Source organism: Actinoplanes couchii (genome assembly GCF_016862075.1).
GTDB classification, from domain to species: domain Bacteria; phylum Actinomycetota; class Actinomycetes; order Mycobacteriales; family Micromonosporaceae; genus Actinoplanes; species Actinoplanes couchii.
The window spans coordinates 1-18241 of the sequence record NZ_BOMG01000046.1; the positions used below are offsets into that span (position 1 = coordinate 1).

Below are 18241 nucleotides of genomic sequence, written 5' to 3' on the forward strand. Positions count from 1 at the left end.
AGTCCCGATGCCGCCATCGCCACCGACAGTCCTGATGCCTTGGTCACCGCCACCGGCAGTCCCGATGCCATCACCACGGCCGACAGCACTAGCCCCGAACCCGTCGCCAGCAGCGGTGACGCCGGCCTCGCCGCTGACAAGGCGGTCGGCATGCAGAGCCGGCCGGAGACCATGCCCGGCCCTGCACGCCCGCCGCTCACGATCAAGTTGCGCAGTGCGGTGCCGCCGCCCGGGAGCCTGGCTCCGCCGAAGAATCGTTGACCCGAGCCGTCCGGCCCGACGTCAGATCACCCTCGCGCCGCGCCGCTCGCACACGATCTCCGAAGTCGGTGCTCCTCAAATAGGCGACAGGCACGGCCCGCCTCGGCCCGGGCCGCAGATGTTGGTCAGGGCTGTGATGCCGACCGCGATTGTCGGTGGTGAACCTGGCCGGGGCGAGGACGATCTCGGCCGGAGCCGCTGATGCAGTCAGGGCTGCGATGCTGACCACGGTTGTGGGTGCAGACTCTGGTCAGGCCAGCACGAGGACGAGCTCCCCCGGGCCGCTGATGTGGTCAGGGCTGCGATATCGACCGCGATTGTGGGCGCGAAAACTGGTCAGGCCGGCACACGGCCGACCTCGGCCCGGACCGCTGGTGTGGTCAGGGTTGTGATGCCGACCGCGGTTGTGGGTGGGGAACCTGGTCAGGCCGGGGCGAGGACGATCTCGGCGCGGGCCCGGCCCTCTCGTTCGCTGACGATGGCCAGAACCTGGCCGGACTCGTCGAAGACCGCATACGGGCCCTCGATGCCCACCGTGGCCAGGGGGCCGCCATGGCGCAGGGTCCGGGTCTCCTCCTCGGTGGCGGTGCGCTGCGGGAACGACCGGCGTGCCGCCTCGGACATGGGGAGGCCGATCACGTCGGGGGCGCGTTCCTCCAGCTCGGCCAAGGTGGACGCGGTGTCCAGGGTCATGCCGCCCACCGCGGTACGGCGCAAGGCTGTCAGGTGGCCGCCGACGCCGAGTGTGGTGCCCAGGTCGCGGGCGATCGCCCTGATGTAGGTGCCGGACGAACATGTCACGTCGATGTCCACGTCCACGAACGCCTCGCCCTCGGGCCGCCTGATCTCCAGCACCTCGAGCCGGTGCACGGTGATCCGGCGGGCGGGGATCTCCACGGTCTCGCCCTCACGTACCCGCTTGTAGGCCCTCTCGCCTTTGATCTTGATCGCACTGACCGCGCTGGGGACCTGGTCGATCTCGCCGGTCTGGGCGGCGAGCCCGGCACGGATCGCCTCGTCGGTCACGTCACCCGCCGGAACGGTGGCGGTCACGTCACCCTCGGCGTCGTCGGTGATCGTGGTTTGGCCCAGCCGGATGGTCCCGGCGTAGCTCTTCTCCGAACCGATCACATAGGTCAGCAGGCGGGTGGCCCGGTTGACGCCGATGATCAGGACGCCGGTGGCCATCGGGTCGAGCGTGCCCCCGTGCCCCACCCGCCGGGTCTTCGCCAGCCGCCGGATCCGGGCGACCACGTCGTGCGACGTCATCCCGGCCGGTTTGTCCACCACGATCAGCCCATCCGTATCCACCCGCCCACCCTATTTCCCCGCCCGAACGCGAAAGCACCCACCCGAACGCGGCACCACCCCCGAGCCGCAGCCCGAGGGTGAAAACGAGCGGGAAGCCAGGGCGAGGGTGAAAACGCCAAGGATGAGGGGGAAGACGAACCGCGAACCGGCAGAACGGCTCAGCGAGAAGCGCCGGTGATCAACCAGTGCGGCGAACGCCACCGCCAGGTCAGCCCCGCGAAACGGGCGAAGGTGAACAACCCGAGACCGGCCCAGACCCCACCCAACCCCAGGTCCAGCGCGTACGCGAGCCAGATGGCCGGCAGAAACCCGAACAACGCCGACACCACGGTCAACGTACGGAGAAACGCGACATCCCCGGCCCCGATGAGCACCCCGTCAAGGGCGTAGACGATCCCCGCGACCGGAAGCAGCGCCACGAACCACGGCCAGATGATCGCCGCCTGGGCGTGCACCGAAGCGTCCGGACTGAACAGCCGGGGGATCACCGAGCTCCCGGCCAGCATGGCCAGCGCGAACCCGACAGCGGCGAGCCCACCGGCAAGGGTGACCCGCCGGGCCACGTCGCGGGCCTCGTCGGTGTCCCCGGCGCCGAGGGCGGCCCCCACCAGCGACTGCGCGGCGATGGCGACGGCGTCCAGGACCAGCGCGGCGAAGAACCAGAGCTGCAGCACGATCTGGTGCGCACCGACCGAGGCGACCCCGAACCGGGCGGCCACGGCGGCGGCGGACAGGAAGCAGGCCTGGAAGGCGGCCCCGCGGATGAGCAGGTCCCGGCCCAGCACCAGCTGCCGGACGATGACCGACGGAATCGGCCGCAGCTCCCGGGTCTCACGGATCAGCGCGGCCAGGAACAGCAGGCCGCCGAGGGTCTGCGCGGTGACGTTGGCGATGGCCGAACCGGTCAGCCCGAGGCCCGCCGGATAGACCAGGACCGGGCAGAGGACGGCGGAGAGCACGTTGGCGCCGAGCACGATCCACAGTGGCCGGCGGGTGTCCTGGACTCCGCGCATCCATCCGTTGCCGGCGGCGGCGAGCAGCAGGCCGGGTGCGCCGAGGACGGCGATCCGCAGCCAGCCGGCGGCGGCCGCGGCGGTCTCCGGGTCGCCGGCGATCACGGCGGCGAGCGGTTCGGAGGCGACGGTGCCGAGCACCGCGAGCAGGACGCCGAGCCCGAGGGCGAGCCAGGAGGCCTGGACTCCTTCGCCGACGGCTCCGGCCCGGTCGCCGGCGCCGAAGCGGCGGGCGGCCCGGCCGGTGGTGCCGTAGGCCATCAGGGTTCCGAACCAGACGCCCATCGACATCACGGTGCCGCCGATGGCGACGGCCGCGAGCGGCACCGGGCCGAGGTGGCCGACGACCGCGGTGTCGACCAGGACGTAGAGCGGCTCAGCGGCGAGGACGACGAGCGCGGGCAGCGCCAGGCCGGCGATGCGGCGGGCGGTGGCGGTACGGGGCGCATCGGCGGACGAGCTCATGTCGAGTCATGATGCCCGCCGGATGGTAATGACCACAACACGACCTGCCACTTACACCTACTGGCGCGTGTCGATCGAGGTCTGCAGCGCGCGACGGGCCTGCTCGGCAGCGTCGTCGGCGGGCTGGGGCTTCGGCTCAGCAGACATCAGAAAGTTCCTTCCAGGGTGGTGCGGGCGCACCGCGTCGCCGGGCGCGCCCAGGAATCGGTCGAGCGGGGCGTCACGTGGCCGGCCCGGGATCGCCGGGACCTCTGGCGCTGATGACGCGACCCGGGCCGGTGGACCCGGGCGGCTCGAGGTGTCGCGGTGGGCGTCGGTGGCGGCCCGCGCGAAACCAAATCACCGTTCCGCCCCAAACTATCGTTCAGGTACGGCCCCGCAGGTGCCGTTCCCGCCATCCGAGACGGCGAGAACGACCGCCACGCAGGTGAAACCGCCCGTCAGATCAGGTATCGGTCGAGCAGCCGACGCACCGTGTCCACCACGTGAGCGGCCTCACCGTACCCGGTGAAACCGGCCGCCAGCCGATGGCCCCCGCCGCCCTGCGACACCGCCACCGCGCTCACGTCGACCGCGCCCTTGCTGCGCAGCGACACCGACCACTCGCCGGGCGCGACCTCCTTGACCACCACCGAGACGTCCGCCTCGGCCACCGACCGCACCGGGTCGATCAGGGTGTCCAGGATGTACGGCGGCTGCCCGTGCCGCTCCAGGTCGTCGAGCGTGGCCCAGGTCCACACCATGCCGCGGCCGCCCGCCGCGCCCGGGTCCAGGACCGCCCGGCCGAGCACCTCGCCGGTCAGCTTCATCGCCCCGAACGGTTTGCTGTCGAAGATCCGCCGGGAGATCTCGCCCGGCCGGATCCCGGTGGCGATCAGCCGCGCGGCCAGCTCGTGCACCGACACCGTGGTCATGTCGAACTTGAACGAGCCGGTGTCGGTCGCCAGCGCCACGTAGAGGCACTCGGCGATCTCCGCGTCCAGCGGCACCCCGAGCCGGCTGAGCAGCCCCTCGGCCACCACCGACGTCGCCGCCGCGGACGGGTCGACCAGCTGGATGCCGCCGAAACCGGTGTTCGACGCGTGATGGTCCAGGACCACCGCGGCCGGGGCGGTGGTGAGCAGCCCGGCCAGCCCGCCGAGGCGGGACACCCCGGCCACGTCGAAGATCAGGACCAGGCGCGGGGAGACGAAGGCGTCCTTCTCCGGCACGAGAAGATCAGAACCCGGCAATTGCTGGTACGGACCGGGCACGGCGAAGTCACCGGGGAACGTCGCCCGCAACCGGGTGTGGCCCAGCCGCCGCAACCCCAGGGCGAAGCCGAGCATGCTGCCGAGCGCGTCCCCGTCCGGGTTCACGTGGCAGATGAGCTGGACCTCGTCATCGGCACCGGCCGAGCGGACCGCCGCGACGGCGGCGGCCCACTGCTCGGCCGTGGGCCCGGGCAAAGTCACCCGTTGTCCTCGCGGGCACCCACCCGCTCCGGCTCGTCGCCGGCCTCGTCTTCCTCGTCGTCGTCGACACCGTCGACGCCCATGTCATCGTCACTCTTGTACGGATCGGCGTCGCCCGCATACTTCGCGCCGGCCGCGATCCGCTGGACCTCCTGATCGCGGTTACGCGCCTCGGTCAGCAGGTCGTCGATCTCCTTGACGTGGGTCTGCACGTTGTCCAGCACGAACGTGAGGCTCGGCGAGTGCCGCAGCTTCAGCGCGTGCCCGACCCGGGTGCGCAGCATCCCCTTCGCGCTCTCCAGCGCCGCTCCGGTCGAGGCCTGCTCGGTCGGATCCCCGAGGACCGTGTAGAAGACCGTGGCCTCGCGGAGGTCGCCGGTGATCCGGGCGTCCGTGATCGTCACCATGCCGAGACGGGGATCCTTGATCTCCCGTACCAGCGAAGCCACCAGCTCACGAATACGCTCCGCGTGCCGCCGCGTCTTGGCTGGGTCCGACATATCGCCCACCTCCGGACTGTGAATCCCGCGGGGCTCATACCGCCCCCGCTCCAACTGCTGAAGCCTACCCAGGCTCAATCCTCGTCGCCGTACAGCCGTCGCTTGACCGAGAGCAGCTCGATCTCGGGGCGGCCGGCCATCTGGTTCTCACAGGTGTCGACGACGGCCCGGGCCTGGGCGGGCTCGGCGGCCACCACGGCCACCCCGATCCGGGCGCGGCCGTGCAGGTCGTGGAAACCCACCTCGGCGACACTGACGTCGAACTTCTTCAGCATCGCGATGATCGGGCGAACATACGAACGCTTCTGCTTCAGCGACTGGGAATCACCGGGCAGGAGCAGGTCGAAGACTGCGGTCTCGGTATACATCAGCGAGCACGTTACGCCCGCCGGGCACCGATGGTCAGCCGGATTTCCGCGCCACCACCACGTCCCGCTCGATGCCCTGGTCCACCCGGTGATCGACCGGAAGGTACTCGACCAGCTCCAGCCCGGCCGCGAGCAGGATGTCCTCGGCGAGCTCCCGCTTGGCGACCTTGGTGTTCCAGGAGAGGCCGATCGCGCCGCCCGGGCGCAGCAGCGGGATCCACTGCGGGACGGCCCGCTCCAGCAGGTCCAGCGGGCGCCGGGAGATGCCGCCCTCGTCGTCGTAACTGCCGTGGGCCACCCCGTACGGCAGGTCGGCCACCAGCACGTCGGCCACGTTGCCGCGGAGCAGCCCGTCCAGCCCGGTGGTGTCGGCGTTCAGCACGACCAGCTTCTGCACCGCGCCGGCCTTGTGGTCGTCCTTGCTGGCGGCCATCGTCACCTCCAGCCGGCGGGCGGCCCGGCGGCCCTGACGGCGCACCGGCACCAGCTCGGCCGAGTGCTTGAGCCGCTTGCGCTTGAGCCAGGTCTGGAGGAACAGCTTGTACGCCTCCACGTCCTTGCCGTCGATCTCCACACCGATGCCGTCCCACCCGTACATCAGCGCCTGGTTGAGGGTCGTCCCCCGGCCGCACAGCGGGTCGAGCACGGTGAGACGGCCGTCGAGCATCCGCCCGGCCGACGCCGAGGCCAGTACCGTCAGGTTCAGCACCAGCTTGGTGAACTGCTCGTTGGTCTTGCCGGCGTACTTCGGGATGGTGATCAGGTCGCTGTCGTAATGGGCCAGCGGCGACAGCGCCAGCGGGCGGAGCAGGTCGTCGTCGACCCGCTCGAAGAGGGCGTAGGCCGAGGAGAGATTCGAGACGAACGCGACGTCACGCTCGGAGAGGTCGGCGGCGAACGTCAGGTACTCCACCCCGCCGATCAGGGTGACGTCGATCTCGTCGAGCCCCGAGGAGAGCACCGGGCCGAACGCGGCCAGCTCCGCCTGGGACATGCGGGACGCCTGGTCGGCGTAGACGCGGTTGGCGGACGGGGCGAGCAGCAAGGCATACCGGGACATGACGCCATTGTGCCGAGACGGCCCCCGGCGCCTGAGCACCGGGGGCCGTCATCGAACCGTTGACCTTACGCGCGAACCTTCTCGCGCATCTCCCAGGTCTCGATGACGTCGCCGACCTGCGGCGAGCCGTAGCCCTGGAGGGTCAGACCACACTCGAAGCCCTCGCGGACCTCGGTGGCGTCGTCCTTGAACCGCTTGAGCGAGCTGATCGTGACGCTCTCGGCCACCACGACACCGTCGCGCAGAACCCGCGCCTTGGTGTTGCGGCGGATGAGACCCGACCGGACGATACAACCGGCGATGAGGCCGATCTTGGACGAGCGGAAGACCTCGCGGATCTCCGCGGTGCCCAGCTCGACCTCTTCGAACTCCGGCTTGAGCAGGCCCTTGAGAGCCGCCTCGATCTCCTCGATGGCCTGGTAGATCACGCTGTAGTAGCGGATCTCCACGCCGGCGCGGTCGGCCATCTCCTTGACCTTGTTCGAGGCCCGGACATTGAAGCCGATGATCGTCGCGGTCTGCTCCGACGAGGCCGACGCCAGGTTGACGTCGCTCTCGGTGATCGCACCGACGCCGCGGTGGATGACCTTGAGCTGGATCTCGTCCGGGATCTCGATCTTGAACAGCGCCTCTTCGAGGGCCTCGACCGAACCGGAGCCGTCGCCCTTGATGACCAGGGTGAGCGAAGCCTTCTCGCCCTCCTTGATGTCCCGCATCATCTCGTCCAGCGACTTCGGACGACGCGAGTTGGCGAACGTCGCCGCACGACGGCGAGCCTGCCGCTGCTCGGCGATCTGCCGCACGGTGCGGTCGTCCTCAGCCGCGAGGAACGTGTCACCCGCGGCGGGGACCGAGGTCAGACCGAGCACCAGGACCGGACGGGCCGGACCCGCCTCGGCGACCTGGTTGCCGTTCTCGTCGAGCATGGCCCGGACGCGACCGTGCGCGCCACCCGCCACGATCGAGTCGCCGGCCCGCAGCGTGCCCTTCTGCACCAGGACGGTGGCCACGGCACCGCGACCCTTGTCCAGGTGCGCCTCGACCGCGACACCCTGTGCGGCGCCGTCGATCGGAGCGGTCAGCTCGAGCGCCGCGTCGGCGGTCAGCAGGACGGCCTCGAGGAGGTCGTCGATGCCGATGCCGGGCTTGGCCGCGACGTTGACGAACATCGTCTCGCCGCCGTACTCCTCAGCGAGCAGGCCGTAGTCGGTCAGCTGCTGCCGGACCTTGTCCGGGTTGGCGTCCGGCTTGTCGACCTTGTTCACCGCGACCACGATCGGCACGTCGGCCGCCTTGGCGTGGTTGAGGGCCTCGACCGTCTGCGGCATGACGCCGTCGTCGGCCGCGACCACCAGGATCACGATGTCGGTGACCTTGGCACCGCGAGCACGCATGGCGGTGAACGCCTCGTGACCCGGGGTGTCGATGAAGGTGATCGCCCGGTCCTCCCCCTGGTGGGGGACGACGACCTGGTAGGCGCCGATGTGCTGGGTGATGCCACCCGCCTCGCCGGCGACCACGTTGGTCTTGCGGATCGCGTCGAGCAGCTTCGTCTTACCGTGGTCGACGTGACCCATGACGGTCACGACCGGCGGACGGGTGACGAGACGCTCCTCGGCCACCTCGGCGTCGAGGTCGATGTCGAACTGCGCGAGCAGCTCGCGATCCTCGTCCTCGGGGCTGACGATCACGACCGTGAAGCCCAGGTGCTCGCCGAGCAGCAGCAGGGTGTCGTCGGACACCGACTGCGTGGCGGTCACCATCTCGCCCAGGTTGAACATCTCCTGGACGAGCGAGCCCGGGTTGGCGTTGATCTTGTCGGCGAAGTCGGAGAGGGACGCCCCACGGGACATCCGGATCTCCTGGCCGTTGCCCCGGGGGGCACCGGACGACATCTGCGGAGCCGACAGGTTGTCGAACTCCTGACGCCTCTGCTTCTTCGACTTCCGGCCACGCGTCGGCCGGCCACCCGGACGCCCGAAGGCACCCGCGGCGCCGCCGCCACGACCACGGCCACCGCCGCCACCGGGACGACCCGGGGCACCGCCGACCGGACCGCCACCGCCGGCACCGGGGCCACCGGGACGGAAACCGCCACCGGCACCGCCGCCACCACCGGGACGGAAGCCACCACCGGCACCGCCGCCGCCACCGGGACGGAAACCGCCACCGGCGCCGCCGCCACCACCGCGGTAGCCGCCACCGCCGCCACCGGGACCGCCACGGCCGCCACCGGGACCGCCGGGACGACCGGCGCCACCCGCACCGGGACCACCCGGACGGGCCGGGCGCTGGGCCGGCATCGAAGAGGGACTGGGCCGCGGCGGCATCGAGGCAGGGCTCGGCCGGGGCGGCATGCCCGGCTGGTTCGGGCGCGGCATCGAAGCCGGCGAGGGACGCGCAGCGCCACCACCGGAGACACCGAACGGGTTGTTACCCGGGCCACGGGCGGGCGGACGCGGAGCGCCACCACCGGGACCGGGACGGGGGCCACCGGGGGCGCCACCCTGGTTACGGCCGGCGGCCGGGGAACCCGGACGCGGCGGGACACTGCCCGGACCGGGGCGGGGGCCACCACCGGGACCGCGCTGCGCGCCGCCCTCGGTCGTGCCCTGCGGACGGCGCTCGGCATCCCGCGAACGGGCGGCCTGAGCCTCACGGGCGGCCTTGACCGAAGCTTCCTGCTCGGCCTTCAGCGCCTGGGCGCGAGCCTCGGCGGCAGCCACCTCGATGTCGTGGGCGCTGGCCGGTTTCGCGATCGGGCCGGGCCGCGGGCCCGGACGACCGGGAACCGGGGGCTTCGGACCGGAGAACGGTCCGGGCGCCGGCGCCGGAGAGGTAGGGGCGTTGGGTGCTCCACCCTGCGGCGGGCCCGGCCGGCGCGGCGGCTGAGGCCGCCCCATCGGGGGTCCCGGGCGCGGGGCCGGAGACGACGGGCTCGATCCGCCTGCGGCGGGAGCGCTGGGCGCCGGAGAGGGCGAGGACGCCGGGATGGCGCCACCCTGCTCCAGAGCACCACGGAGCCGCCGGGCCACCGGGGCCTCGACGGTGCTCGATGCGGATTTGACGAACTCGCCCATGTCCTTGAGGGTGGCGAGAACGGTCTTGCTGTCGACCCCGAGCTCTTTGGCGAGCTCGTGTACGCGGGCCTTGCCTGGCACTGCACTCCTCACTTTGAGGTCGTGCGAGCAGTACCCGCACAGACCTCACTCGTGCACTAGAAGCCTGGTCATTTCAGGGACTTCATCGTGTGCTCATCTGGGTCGTCCTACCTTGCTGGGTCGTGACGAAGCGCCGACGCCTCGTCATCGGTGGTTCCGCGCGGCACGGAGACCGTGCGGATGTGCTCCGCGAGCAGCTCGGGGTCAGCAAAACCATTGAGACGCAACGCACGCCCGAAGGCGCGGCGTCGCTCTGCCTGCGTGAAGCAGGCCGGATCGGGATGCAGATGTGCTCCCCGGCCCGGCAGTCGGCGGCCCGGATCAGGCAGAAGCCGGAGGTTTCCCCCCGTCTCTGCCGCAATGAACCGCAGCAATGAAGCGGCCGGCGCGCGTTTGCGGCATCCGACGCAGGTTCGCGTCGGGCCGACCGAGTTCAAGTCTACCCCTCGATCGCGCCGGACGCGTATCCGGTCAGTTCCCCGCCTCGGCCGCATCACGGTCCGAGACTCCGGCGGGCTCGCTGTCCGGCCGGATGTCGATGCGCCATCCGGTGAGACGGGCGGCAAGACGAGCGTTCTGACCCTCCCGGCCGATCGCCAGCGAGAGCTGGAAATCCGGCACGGTGACCCGGGCCGTACGGCTGGCCGCGTCGACCACCTCGACCCGCAACGCCTTGGCCGGTGAGAGGGCGTTTCCGACGAACTGGGCGGGGTCGTCCGACCAGTCGATGATGTCGATCTTCTCGCCGTGCAGTTCGCTCATCACCGCGCGGACCCGCTGGCCCATCGGGCCGATGCAGGCGCCCTTGGCGTTGACACCCTGAACGGTGGACCGCACCGCGATCTTCGTACGGTGACCTGCCTCACGGGCGATCGCGGCGATCTCCACGGTCCCGTCGGCGATCTCCGGCACCTCCAGGGCGAACAGCTTCTTCACCAGGGCCGGGTGCGAGCGGGACAGGGTGACCTGCGGGCCGCGGAAACCCTTGGCCACGTGCACCACGATGCAGCGGATCCGGGCGCCGTGCGGGTACGACTCCCCCGGCACCTGCTCGGACTGCGGCAGCACGCCCTCGATCTTGCCGAGGTCGACGGTCACGATGCCCTTCTCGGCTCGCGAGGCGTCGGCCTGCACCACGCCGGTGATCAGGTCGCCGTCGCGCCCCGCGTACTCACCGAAGTGCTGCTCGTCGGTGGCCTCCCGGAGACGCTGGAGGATCACCTGCTTGGCGGTCATCGCCGCGATCCGGCCGAAGTCGTGCGGGGTGTCGTCCCACTCCCGCACCATCGTGCCGTCCGCGTCGAACTCCTGCGCCAGGACGGAGGCCACACCGCTCTTACGGTCGATCTCCACCCGGGCGTGGCTCTCCGCGCCGTCGGTGTGCCGGTACGCGGTCAGCAGCGCGGTCTCGATCGCCGCGATAATGGTCTCGAACGGGATCTCCCGCTCGCGCTCCAGGGCGCGCAGCGCCGCGAGGTCGATGTTCACTCCTCGCCCTCCCCTTCGTTCTCGTCGTCGTCGTCGACGTCGTCATCGCCGAATTCGGCTTCGTCCATGCGCTTGAACTCGATCTGGACCTTGCCCGCCCCGAGCTCGGCCCATGCCAGCTCACGGGGCTTGCCGTCCACGTCAAGCGCCACACCCTTGTCGTCGGCCGACTGCACGCGGCCGATCACACCGTTCACCTCGACCAGGCGGCCGACGTTGCGGCGCCAGTGCCGGGGCTCGGTCAGCGGCCGGTCCACACCCGGGGATCCGACCTCCAGCTGGTACTCCCCGGGGAGGAGCTCGCCACCGGACTCCTCGGCCGCGTCGAACGCGTCGGAGATCTCCCGGGAGACCACCGCCACGTCGTCCAGGCCCACTCCGTTGTCCCCGTCGACCAGCACCCGGACCACGAACCGGCGGCCGGCCCGGGACACGGCCAGGTCCTCCAGGTCGTAACCGGCCTTGGTGACCACCGGCTCGGCCACCTCGCGGAGCCGGGCGCGGGCGGCGCTCAGATCGACACGGGGCAGGGCCGGGGTGTTACGGGCCTCCGGTTCGGGCCGGGTTCGCCGGTTGCCGGGGCCACCGGGCCGGGCCCCGGCGCGACCACGCTGCGTCATCGGGCTCGACCTCTCGTCAATTTTTGCGGAACGAGTGTTCTCGCAGGGAACGACTATATGCCGCCGGGCATGGGACAGCCCCGCGGCTGACGCTGAGCGTAACGCGCCGACGGATGGGCCGGAGCAGCGCCGCTCCGAATGGTGTTGACTGGCCGGGTGCAGATTCACTCACGGCGGGTCTTCCTGGGTGTGGTGGCGGCCGGTTCGACCGCGCTCGCCGGGTGTGGCCTGTTCGACGACGGCCCCGAGCCCGATCCCCAGCCGGACCCGTTGCAGCCGTTGCTGGACGAGGCGCTGGCCCTGGCCGGAGCGTACGACCGGGTGATCGTCGCGACGCCGAACCTGGCGGCGCGGCTCACCCCGCTGGCCGAGGACCACCGGGCGCACGCCACCGAGCTGACGAAACTGATCGGTGCCGCGGTGGCGTCGATCGCGCCCTCGGCCTCGGCGCCGGCCGGCCCCACCGACACCACGGCCACGCTGCGTAAAGCCGAACAGGCCGCGCAGAAGACCGCGGTCGCCGCCTGCCGGGCCGCCCCGAGGGAGCGGGCCGCGCTGGTCGGATCGATCGCCGCCTGTCGCGCCACGCATGCGGAAGCGCTGCGCTGACCCGTTAGGGTTCGCACGTGACCCAAGAACTCGCCGCCGCCCTCGCCGCTGAAGAGGCTGCCATCTATGCGTACGGCGTGATCGGCGTCCGTCTGACCGCCGACGACGAGGTGTCCCGGGCCCGCGCCGCCGAGCAGGAGCACCGGTCCCGGCGGGACATCCTGGTCGCCCGGCTGGCCGAGCTGCAGGCCAGTTCACCGCCCGCCCCGGCGGCGTACGAGCTGCCCTTCGAGGTCACCGACCGGGAGGGCGCGCTGAAGCTGGCCGTGCACGTGGAGGACGGGGTGGCCCAGGCGTGGCGGGTGCTGCTGCCGGTCACCGCGGACGCCGAGCGGGCCGACGCGCTGGCGCATCTGACCGACTCCGCGGTCCGGGCCACCCGGTGGCGGCGGCTGGCCGAGGTGACGCCGCTGACAATGGCCTTCCCGGGCCGTCCGGTCTCATGATCAGCCCCGGCGTCCCGGGTGGATGGCCGACAATGAGGGCGTGATCGACGACCTCGACGCCACCTCGCCCCGTGGGGCGCTCGCGATCCGGCTGCGCGAGGCGGTCCTGGACCGATGGCGGGCCGAGGTCCTGGCGATCGGCCTGTGCGGGTCGATGGCCCACGGCGACGACAGCGACAGCAGCGACGTCAACCTGGTGGTGGTGACGTCCCGGGCCCGGACCGGCCCGAAACCGGTCCGTCGGCTGGTCGACGGCATCCCGGTCGACCTGCGGGTGTTCACCGCGGAGGACGGCATGGGCCAGGCCCGGCTGCTGGCCCCGATGTGGCCGCTGCTGGCGGACGCGTTCATCACCACGTTCCCGCTGCTGGACGCGCACAACTGGTTCAAGGACCGGCGGGAGGCGCACCTGATGCTGCTGACCGAGGCCCGGCCGATGGAGTTCACCGGGCTGGCCCGGCACAACTGGGCGGTGGCCAGCGGCGCGCACGCCCGGGCGGTCCGGCACGCCCAGCGCTACGACACCGACGCGGCCTCGATGATGATGGCCGAGGCCCGGTTGTACGCGGCGATGGTGGCCGGGTTCCTGACCCGCACCTACTTCCGCAACACCGCCGACGCGGTCCGGCACACCGGGGTGGCCGCGGCCGGCACCCGGGAGCTGGAGGCGATCCTGAAGTACCAGGCGGAGGAGTTGACCGCGCGCGGCCGCCCGGTGGACGGCCGCCTCGGCGCTCTCTTCGACTAGACCCGAGACCGGATCCGAGACCGGATCCAGCCTTACGGCAGGGTCAGGATCTCGTAACCGTCCTCGGTGACCACCAGCGTGTGCTCGAACTGGGCGGTCCACCTGCGGTCCTTGGTGACGACCGTCCAGCCGTCCTTCCACACGTCGTACTCATAGGTGCCGAGGCAGATCATCGGCTCGATGGTGAACGTCATGCCCGGCTCCATCACGACGGCGAGGTCGGGCTTGTCGTAGTGCGGGATGTACAGCCCGGAGTGGAACGCCTCACCGATGCCGTGGCCGGTGAAGTCGCGGACCACGCCGTAACCGAAGCGCCGCGCGTACGCCTCGATGACCCGGCCGATCGCGTTGACCGGGCGGCCCGGGGCGACCGCGCGGATGCCCCGCATCATCGCCTCGTGGGTGCGCTCGACCAGCAGCCGGGCCTCCTCGCTGACCTCACCCACGCAGAACGTGGCGTCGGTGTCGCCGTGCACCCCGTTCAGGTACGCCGTGACGTCGACGTTGATGATGTCGCCGTCCTCCAGCACGGTGGAGTCCGGGATGCCGTGACAGATCACCTCGTTGAGCGACGTGCAGCAGGACTTGGGGAAGCCCTTGTAACCGAGCGTCGACGGATAGGCGTGGTGGTCGAGCAGGAACTCGTGCACCACCCGGTCGATCTCGTCGGTGGTCACCCCGGGTTTGCAGTGCTCACCGGCGAGCTGGGTGGCCTGCGCGGCGATCCGGCCGGCGATCCGCATCTTCTCGATCGTCTCGGCGGTCTGCACGTGCGAGCCGCGCCACTCTTTCGGGCGCTTCTTGCCGACATACTCAGGGCGGGTGATCTGCGCCGGGACCGACCGCTCACGCGACTGCTTTCCGGGCACGAGGGGGGCACGTACGGTCATGCAGGACAGCGTAACCACCTTCCGGGCCCGTCCTTGCCGCCCCCGTGGGCCTGTGGAATCGTGGTCGGCGTGGATCAAGAGTTCTCCGCCGTCGGTGAGGTCGACGGCGATCGGGTCACCGTGACGGTGACCGGTGAGGTCGACATGGCGACCGCCGGCGAGATGTTCCGGGCGGCGACCCCGGGCCGGGTCCACTCGGCCACACTGGATCTGCGCGCGGTCACCTTCTTCGACTCGGCCGCCATCCACGCCCTGGTCCGCCTGGCCGAGCACTATCCGGGCACGCTGGACGTGCTCCCCTCCGACCGGGTGCGCAGAGTGCTGGACATCTCCGGGCTCGGCGAGCAGCCCTGGATCAAGGCAGGCTGAGCGGCCGGCGCAGCACCACCTCGGTGCCGGCCTCGGACCGGTGCACCGACAGCTCGGTGAGCGCGCCGATCAGCGCCAGCCCACGGCCGCGGAACCCGGCGTCGGTGGCCGGGCGCCAGCCGCCGGTGTCCCGGATCGTCACCACGACCGCCTCCGGCTGGAACGACGCGGTCACGGTGATCCACGGCTCGGACGGGGCGACCGGGTGCTCGACCGCGTTCGCCGCCGCCTCGGAGACCGCCACGATCAGGTCGAAGGCGTCCTCGTCCGGCACCTGGTGCGCGGCCAGGAAGTCCTCCAGCCGCCGCCGCAGCACGATCAGCTTGCCGGCCTCGGACGGCAGCCGCAGCTCGAACTCCCGCGGCTCGGTCACCTCCAGCGCGACCAGGGCGATGTCGTCCCGGCGGGGCCCACGGCGGGTGGCCTTGGTCATCAGCGCGTCGAGCATGTCGTCGACGTGTTCGGTGGGCTTGGCGACGTCCGCGGTCAGCTCGCTGAGCCCGTCGTCGATGGCCTGCCTGCGGTCCTCGATCAGGCCGTCGGTGTAGAGCAGCAGCCGGGTTCCGGAATCCAGTTCGGTCTCCCTGGTCGGATAGGTGACCGACCCGAGCGCGCCGATCGGCGGGCCGAGTGCGGTGTCGTACAGGAAGGTCCCGGTCTGCCCGGTGGGGATCAGCACGGGTGAGGGATGCCCGGCCGAGGAGTAGCTCATGCGCCGGGTCCGCGGATCAAATCCGACACAGAGGACTGTCGCGAACTGCCGGCGGCCGAGCGTATCGACGAGCCGGTTCAGCCTGCTCAGGGCGGTGCCGCAGTCGAAGCCCTCCAGCAGGTACGCCCGGAGCGCGTTGCGCAGCTGCCCCATTCCGGCGGCCGCCTGCACCCCCTTGCCCACCACGTCGCCGATGACCAGGAACAACTCACCGTCCGGGCCGGCGATCACGTCGTACCAGTCGCCGCCGACCCGGGCCTCGCTGCTGCCGGGCAGGTAGCGACCGGCCACGATGGCGCCCGGTACCCGGGGCAGCGTCTGCGGCAGCAGGCTGTGCTGCAGGGTGGAGGCGATCCGGTGCTCGGTCTCGTAGAGGCGGGCGTTGGCCAGCCGCAGCCCGACCAGACGGGCCAGCTGGGTGAGCACCACGGTGTCCGCCGGGCCGGCCGGGCCGGCCGGGCCGGACCAGACCCGTAGCTCGCCCAGCGGCGGCCCGGTGGTGTCCGGCAGCGGCAGGACGGTGTCCGGCGGCAGTGATCCGGCGGCGCCGCCGTCCCGTTCGGCCCGGCCCTCCGGGGTGGTCAGCACCACCCGGCCGGCCGCGGTCATGGCCTGGATGTGCCGGGCCGCGACGTCGAGCACCTCGGCGGTGGTCGGCACCGCGTTGAGCGCGGCCGCCGCGTCGACCAGCCCCCGCAAGCGGCTGACGATCTCCCGGCGGAGCTGGCCGAGTTCCAGGTTGGCCCGGACCCGGGCGATCAGCTCCCGGGTGGAGAACGGTTTGGCCAGGTAGTCGTCGGCGCCGGCGGCCAGGCCCTCGACCGCGGACTCCTCCCCGGCGCGGGCGGAGAGCACGACGATCGGCACGTCCCGGGTCCGCGGGCCGGAGCGCAGTGCGGCGATCAGGGCGAACCCGTCCAGGCGGGGCATCATCACGTCGGTGAGCACCAGGTCGAACTGCTGCTCCCGGGTGAGTTCCAGGGCCGCCGCGCCGTCCGCCGCGGTGACCACCTCCCAGTACGGCGCGAGCAGACGGGCCACGTGGTCCCGCAGGTCGGCGTTGTCGTCGGCGAGCAGGATCCGGCCGGCCCGGGCGGACGGCGCCGGCTGAGGGATGCCCGGCCCGTCACCGGCCCACCAGGTGGCCTCGTCGACCCACAGCCGCGCCTCGGATGAGCCCGGGTCACCGGACGGGGCCGGATCGTCGCTGATCCGGTCGGCGGGCAGGTGCCCGGCGCCGAACGGGATCCGCACGGTGAACGTGCTGCCCCGGCCGGGCCGGCTGGCCACACCCACCGACCCGCCGTGCAGCTCGGCCAGTTCCCGGACCAGGGCCAGCCCGATGCCGGTGCCCTCGTGGCTGCGCGACCAGGCGCCGGTGACCCGGTGGAACCGGTCGAAGAGCATCGCCTGGTCGGCCTCGGGAACGCCGGCGCCGGTGTCCCGCACGGTCAGTTCGGCGTGTCCGGCGACCGGCCGGATCCGGACCTCGACGCCGCCCTCCCGGGTGAACTTCACCGCGTTGGAGAGCAGGTTGAAGACGATCTTCTCCCACAGCTCGTGGTCGACGTGCACGGGTTCGCCGAGCGGCGGCAGGTCGAGGGTGAGGGTCAGCCCGGCCCGGTCGACGGCCGGCCGGAACGTCTGCGCCAGTCGCGCGGTGTGCGTGGCCAGGTCGGTGGGGCGGTAGACGGCCCGCATCCGCCCGGATCCGGTCCGGGCGAAGTCGAGCACCGTGTTGGCCAGTTTGAGCAGCCGCTGCGCGTTGCGGTGCACGGGCAGCAGCCGGTCCCGCAGCGCCGGGTCGGCGATCAGATCCTCCAGCGGGCCCAGGATCAGGGTCAGCGGGGTACGGAACTCGTGGCTCACGTCGGCGAAGAAGTCCGTCTTCGCCCGGTCCAGCGCGCGCTGCCGCTCGCCCTCGCGCCGGTCGGCCACCGCGCGGGAGATCCGGGCCGCGGCCTGATCCAGGAAGTCCCGGTAGTCGTCGTCCAGGGCGAGGTGCCGGCTCACCCCGGCGACCAGGGCGCCGCCCTCGATCGGCAGGATCAGCGCCTCGGCCGCCGCGGTCGGGGGCGGATCGGTCAGCGCGGCCAGCGGCAGCACACCGGGGCGGCCGCTGTCGATCGCCGCGCGGATCGCCGGGTGCGGGGCGGGCCCGTCGTCCGGGATCAGCGCGGCGAACGGCACGTCGGCGGGTTCCGCGGTGAGCACGGCGAGCGCGGCCCGGTCCGGGCGGCCCATCTCGCTGAGTGTGCGCAGCCGGCGCTCCCGGAGGACCCGGCCGGTGGTCTCGGTGACGATGCCCAGCACCCCGCCGGGAGTGCCGTCGCCGGAGCCGATCGGGTCGAACGCGACGTCGAACCAGGTCTCCTCCGGGTAGCCGTGCCGCTCGATCACCAGGCGGTGGTCCCGGGCGTGGAAGGAGCCGTGGCGCAGCTCGTCGCCGATCCCGGCGGGCAGCCGGCCGCCCATCGCCGCGGCGAAGGCGTCGTTGTGGAACATCACCCGCTCGGGGCCCCAGAGGACGACGATCGCGGCCCGGGACGCCAGCGCGGTGACGATCGCGCCGGTCAGCTCCTCCGGCCAGCCGGCGGGATCACCGACGGGGGTGGACGCCCAGTCCATGTCGGACATCCGGGCACCGGTCTCACCACCCCGCTCGAAGGCGTTGCGCAACCGCCTCGGCAGGGCCCCCATCAGCCGCCTCCCACTCCCACCTGATCCGCGAGACAGAACCTAACACCGGACCGGCGGGAGCGCTCG

At 71.8% G+C, this 18241-nt stretch carries 17 protein-coding genes; 5 read left to right on the forward strand and 12 right to left on the reverse strand.

Translation table 11 applies throughout. The features are described 5' to 3' along the window. Positions 1-261 (forward strand): hypothetical protein (locus tag Aco03nite_RS17905; protein ID WP_203796504.1); only part of this gene is annotated, 261 nt, incomplete at its 5' end. 423 nt (positions 262-684) lie between these two features. Here the strand turns inward: Aco03nite_RS17905 and truB are convergent. From truB to rimP, 10 genes are all read right to left on the reverse strand, one after another. Continuing rightward, the gene (gene truB / locus Aco03nite_RS17910) at positions 685-1572 is read right to left on the reverse strand and encodes a tRNA pseudouridine(55) synthase TruB (RefSeq protein WP_203796505.1); all 888 of its coding nucleotides are present in this window, start codon (positions 1570-1572) and stop codon (positions 685-687) included. 158 nt (positions 1573-1730) lie between these two features. Beyond that, a complete protein-coding gene (locus tag Aco03nite_RS17915) occupies positions 1731-3050 on the reverse strand; it encodes an MATE family efflux transporter (RefSeq protein WP_203796506.1) in 1320 nt (439 codons plus the stop codon). Positions 3051-3490: 440 nt separating this feature from the next. After that, on the reverse strand, positions 3491-4504 hold the full coding sequence (locus Aco03nite_RS17920) for a DHH family phosphoesterase (protein ID WP_203796507.1): 1014 nt from the start codon (positions 4502-4504) through the stop codon (positions 3491-3493). After that, on the reverse strand, positions 4501-5004 hold the full coding sequence (gene rbfA / locus Aco03nite_RS17925) for a 30S ribosome-binding factor RbfA (protein ID WP_203796508.1): 504 nt from the start codon (positions 5002-5004) through the stop codon (positions 4501-4503). The genes Aco03nite_RS17920 and rbfA overlap by 4 nt, the downstream gene beginning before the upstream one ends. Positions 5005-5078: 74 nt before the next feature. Next, the gene (locus tag Aco03nite_RS17930) at positions 5079-5372 is read right to left on the reverse strand and encodes a DUF503 domain-containing protein (RefSeq protein ID WP_203796509.1); all 294 of its coding nucleotides are present in this window, start codon (positions 5370-5372) and stop codon (positions 5079-5081) included. 34 nt (positions 5373-5406) lie between these two features. Beyond that, complete coding sequence (locus Aco03nite_RS17935) at positions 5407-6432, reverse strand: TRM11 family SAM-dependent methyltransferase (protein WP_203796510.1); 1026 nt, start codon at positions 6430-6432, stop codon at positions 5407-5409. A gap of 65 nt (positions 6433-6497) precedes the next feature. Further along, a complete protein-coding gene (gene infB / locus Aco03nite_RS17940) occupies positions 6498-9593 on the reverse strand; it encodes a translation initiation factor IF-2 (RefSeq protein ID WP_203796511.1) in 3096 nt (1031 codons plus the stop codon). A 107-nt stretch (positions 9594-9700) separates the two neighbouring features. Beyond that, positions 9701-10087, reverse strand: a complete 387-nt coding sequence (locus tag Aco03nite_RS17945) for a YlxR family protein (RefSeq protein ID WP_203796520.1) — start codon at positions 10085-10087, stop codon at positions 9701-9703. After that, on the reverse strand, positions 10065-11081 hold the full coding sequence (gene nusA, locus Aco03nite_RS17950) for a transcription termination factor NusA (protein WP_203796512.1): 1017 nt from the start codon (positions 11079-11081) through the stop codon (positions 10065-10067). Before nusA ends, Aco03nite_RS17945 begins: the two co-directional genes overlap by 23 nt. Then, positions 11078-11701, reverse strand: a complete 624-nt coding sequence (gene rimP / locus Aco03nite_RS17955; protein ID WP_203796513.1) for a ribosome maturation factor RimP — start codon at positions 11699-11701, stop codon at positions 11078-11080. Before rimP ends, nusA begins: the two co-directional genes overlap by 4 nt. 138 nt (positions 11702-11839) lie before the next feature. Here rimP and Aco03nite_RS17960 point away from each other — a divergent pair, with 138 nt between their 5' ends. From Aco03nite_RS17960 to Aco03nite_RS17970, 3 genes are read left to right on the forward strand one after another with little or no spacing between them, the layout of a single operon-like run. Then, positions 11840-12310, forward strand: coding sequence for a hypothetical protein (locus Aco03nite_RS17960; protein ID WP_203796514.1), 471 nt, complete (start codon positions 11840-11842; stop codon positions 12308-12310). A gap of 17 nt (positions 12311-12327) precedes the next feature. Next, positions 12328-12756, forward strand: a complete 429-nt coding sequence (locus tag Aco03nite_RS17965) for a ferritin-like domain-containing protein (RefSeq protein WP_203796515.1) — start codon at positions 12328-12330, stop codon at positions 12754-12756. Between the two features lie 40 nt (positions 12757-12796). Then, positions 12797-13504: a nucleotidyltransferase domain-containing protein gene (locus tag Aco03nite_RS17970; RefSeq protein ID WP_239145241.1), complete on the forward strand. Its 708-nt coding sequence runs from the start codon at positions 12797-12799 to the stop codon at positions 13502-13504. A 32-nt stretch (positions 13505-13536) separates the two neighbouring features. Here Aco03nite_RS17970 and map read toward each other — a convergent pair whose 3' ends face one another. After that, positions 13537-14394: a type I methionyl aminopeptidase gene (gene map / locus Aco03nite_RS17975; protein WP_203796517.1), complete on the reverse strand. Its 858-nt coding sequence runs from the start codon at positions 14392-14394 to the stop codon at positions 13537-13539. A 69-nt stretch (positions 14395-14463) separates the two neighbouring features. On the opposite strand from map, the gene Aco03nite_RS17980 reads away from it, so the two are divergent. Next, positions 14464-14763, forward strand: coding sequence for an STAS domain-containing protein (locus Aco03nite_RS17980; protein ID WP_203796518.1), 300 nt, complete (start codon positions 14464-14466; stop codon positions 14761-14763). Here the strand turns inward: Aco03nite_RS17980 and Aco03nite_RS17985 are convergent. Then, positions 14750-18175, reverse strand: a complete 3426-nt coding sequence (locus Aco03nite_RS17985) for a SpoIIE family protein phosphatase (RefSeq protein ID WP_203796519.1) — start codon at positions 18173-18175, stop codon at positions 14750-14752. The genes Aco03nite_RS17980 and Aco03nite_RS17985 overlap by 14 nt on opposite strands. Between the last annotated feature and the right edge of the window lie 66 nt (positions 18176-18241).

Excerpts from the sequence above, each read along its gene's own strand:
- Aco03nite_RS17985 (WP_203796519.1), bottom strand. The coding sequence starts at position 18,175 with ATGGGGGCCCTGCCGAGGCGGTTGCGCAACGCCTTCGAGCGGGGTGGT.
- Aco03nite_RS17935 (WP_203796510.1), bottom strand. The coding sequence starts at position 6,432 with ATGTCCCGGTATGCCTTGCTGCTCGCCCCGTCCGCCAACCGCGTCTAC.
- rimP (WP_203796513.1), bottom strand. The coding sequence starts at position 11,701 with ATGACGCAGCGTGGTCGCGCCGGGGCCCGGCCCGGTGGCCCCGGCAAC.
- map (WP_203796517.1), bottom strand. The coding sequence starts at position 14,394 with ATGACCGTACGTGCCCCCCTCGTGCCCGGAAAGCAGTCGCGTGAGCGG.
- Aco03nite_RS17930 (WP_203796509.1), bottom strand. The coding sequence starts at position 5,372 with ATGTATACCGAGACCGCAGTCTTCGACCTGCTCCTGCCCGGTGATTCC.
- Aco03nite_RS17960 (WP_203796514.1), top strand. The coding sequence starts at position 11,840 with ATGGTGTTGACTGGCCGGGTGCAGATTCACTCACGGCGGGTCTTCCTG.
- Aco03nite_RS17915 (WP_203796506.1), bottom strand. The coding sequence starts at position 3,050 with ATGAGCTCGTCCGCCGATGCGCCCCGTACCGCCACCGCCCGCCGCATC.
- Aco03nite_RS17945 (WP_203796520.1), bottom strand. The coding sequence starts at position 10,087 with ATGCGGCCGAGGCGGGGAACTGACCGGATACGCGTCCGGCGCGATCGA.
- rbfA (WP_203796508.1), bottom strand. The coding sequence starts at position 5,004 with ATGTCGGACCCAGCCAAGACGCGGCGGCACGCGGAGCGTATTCGTGAG.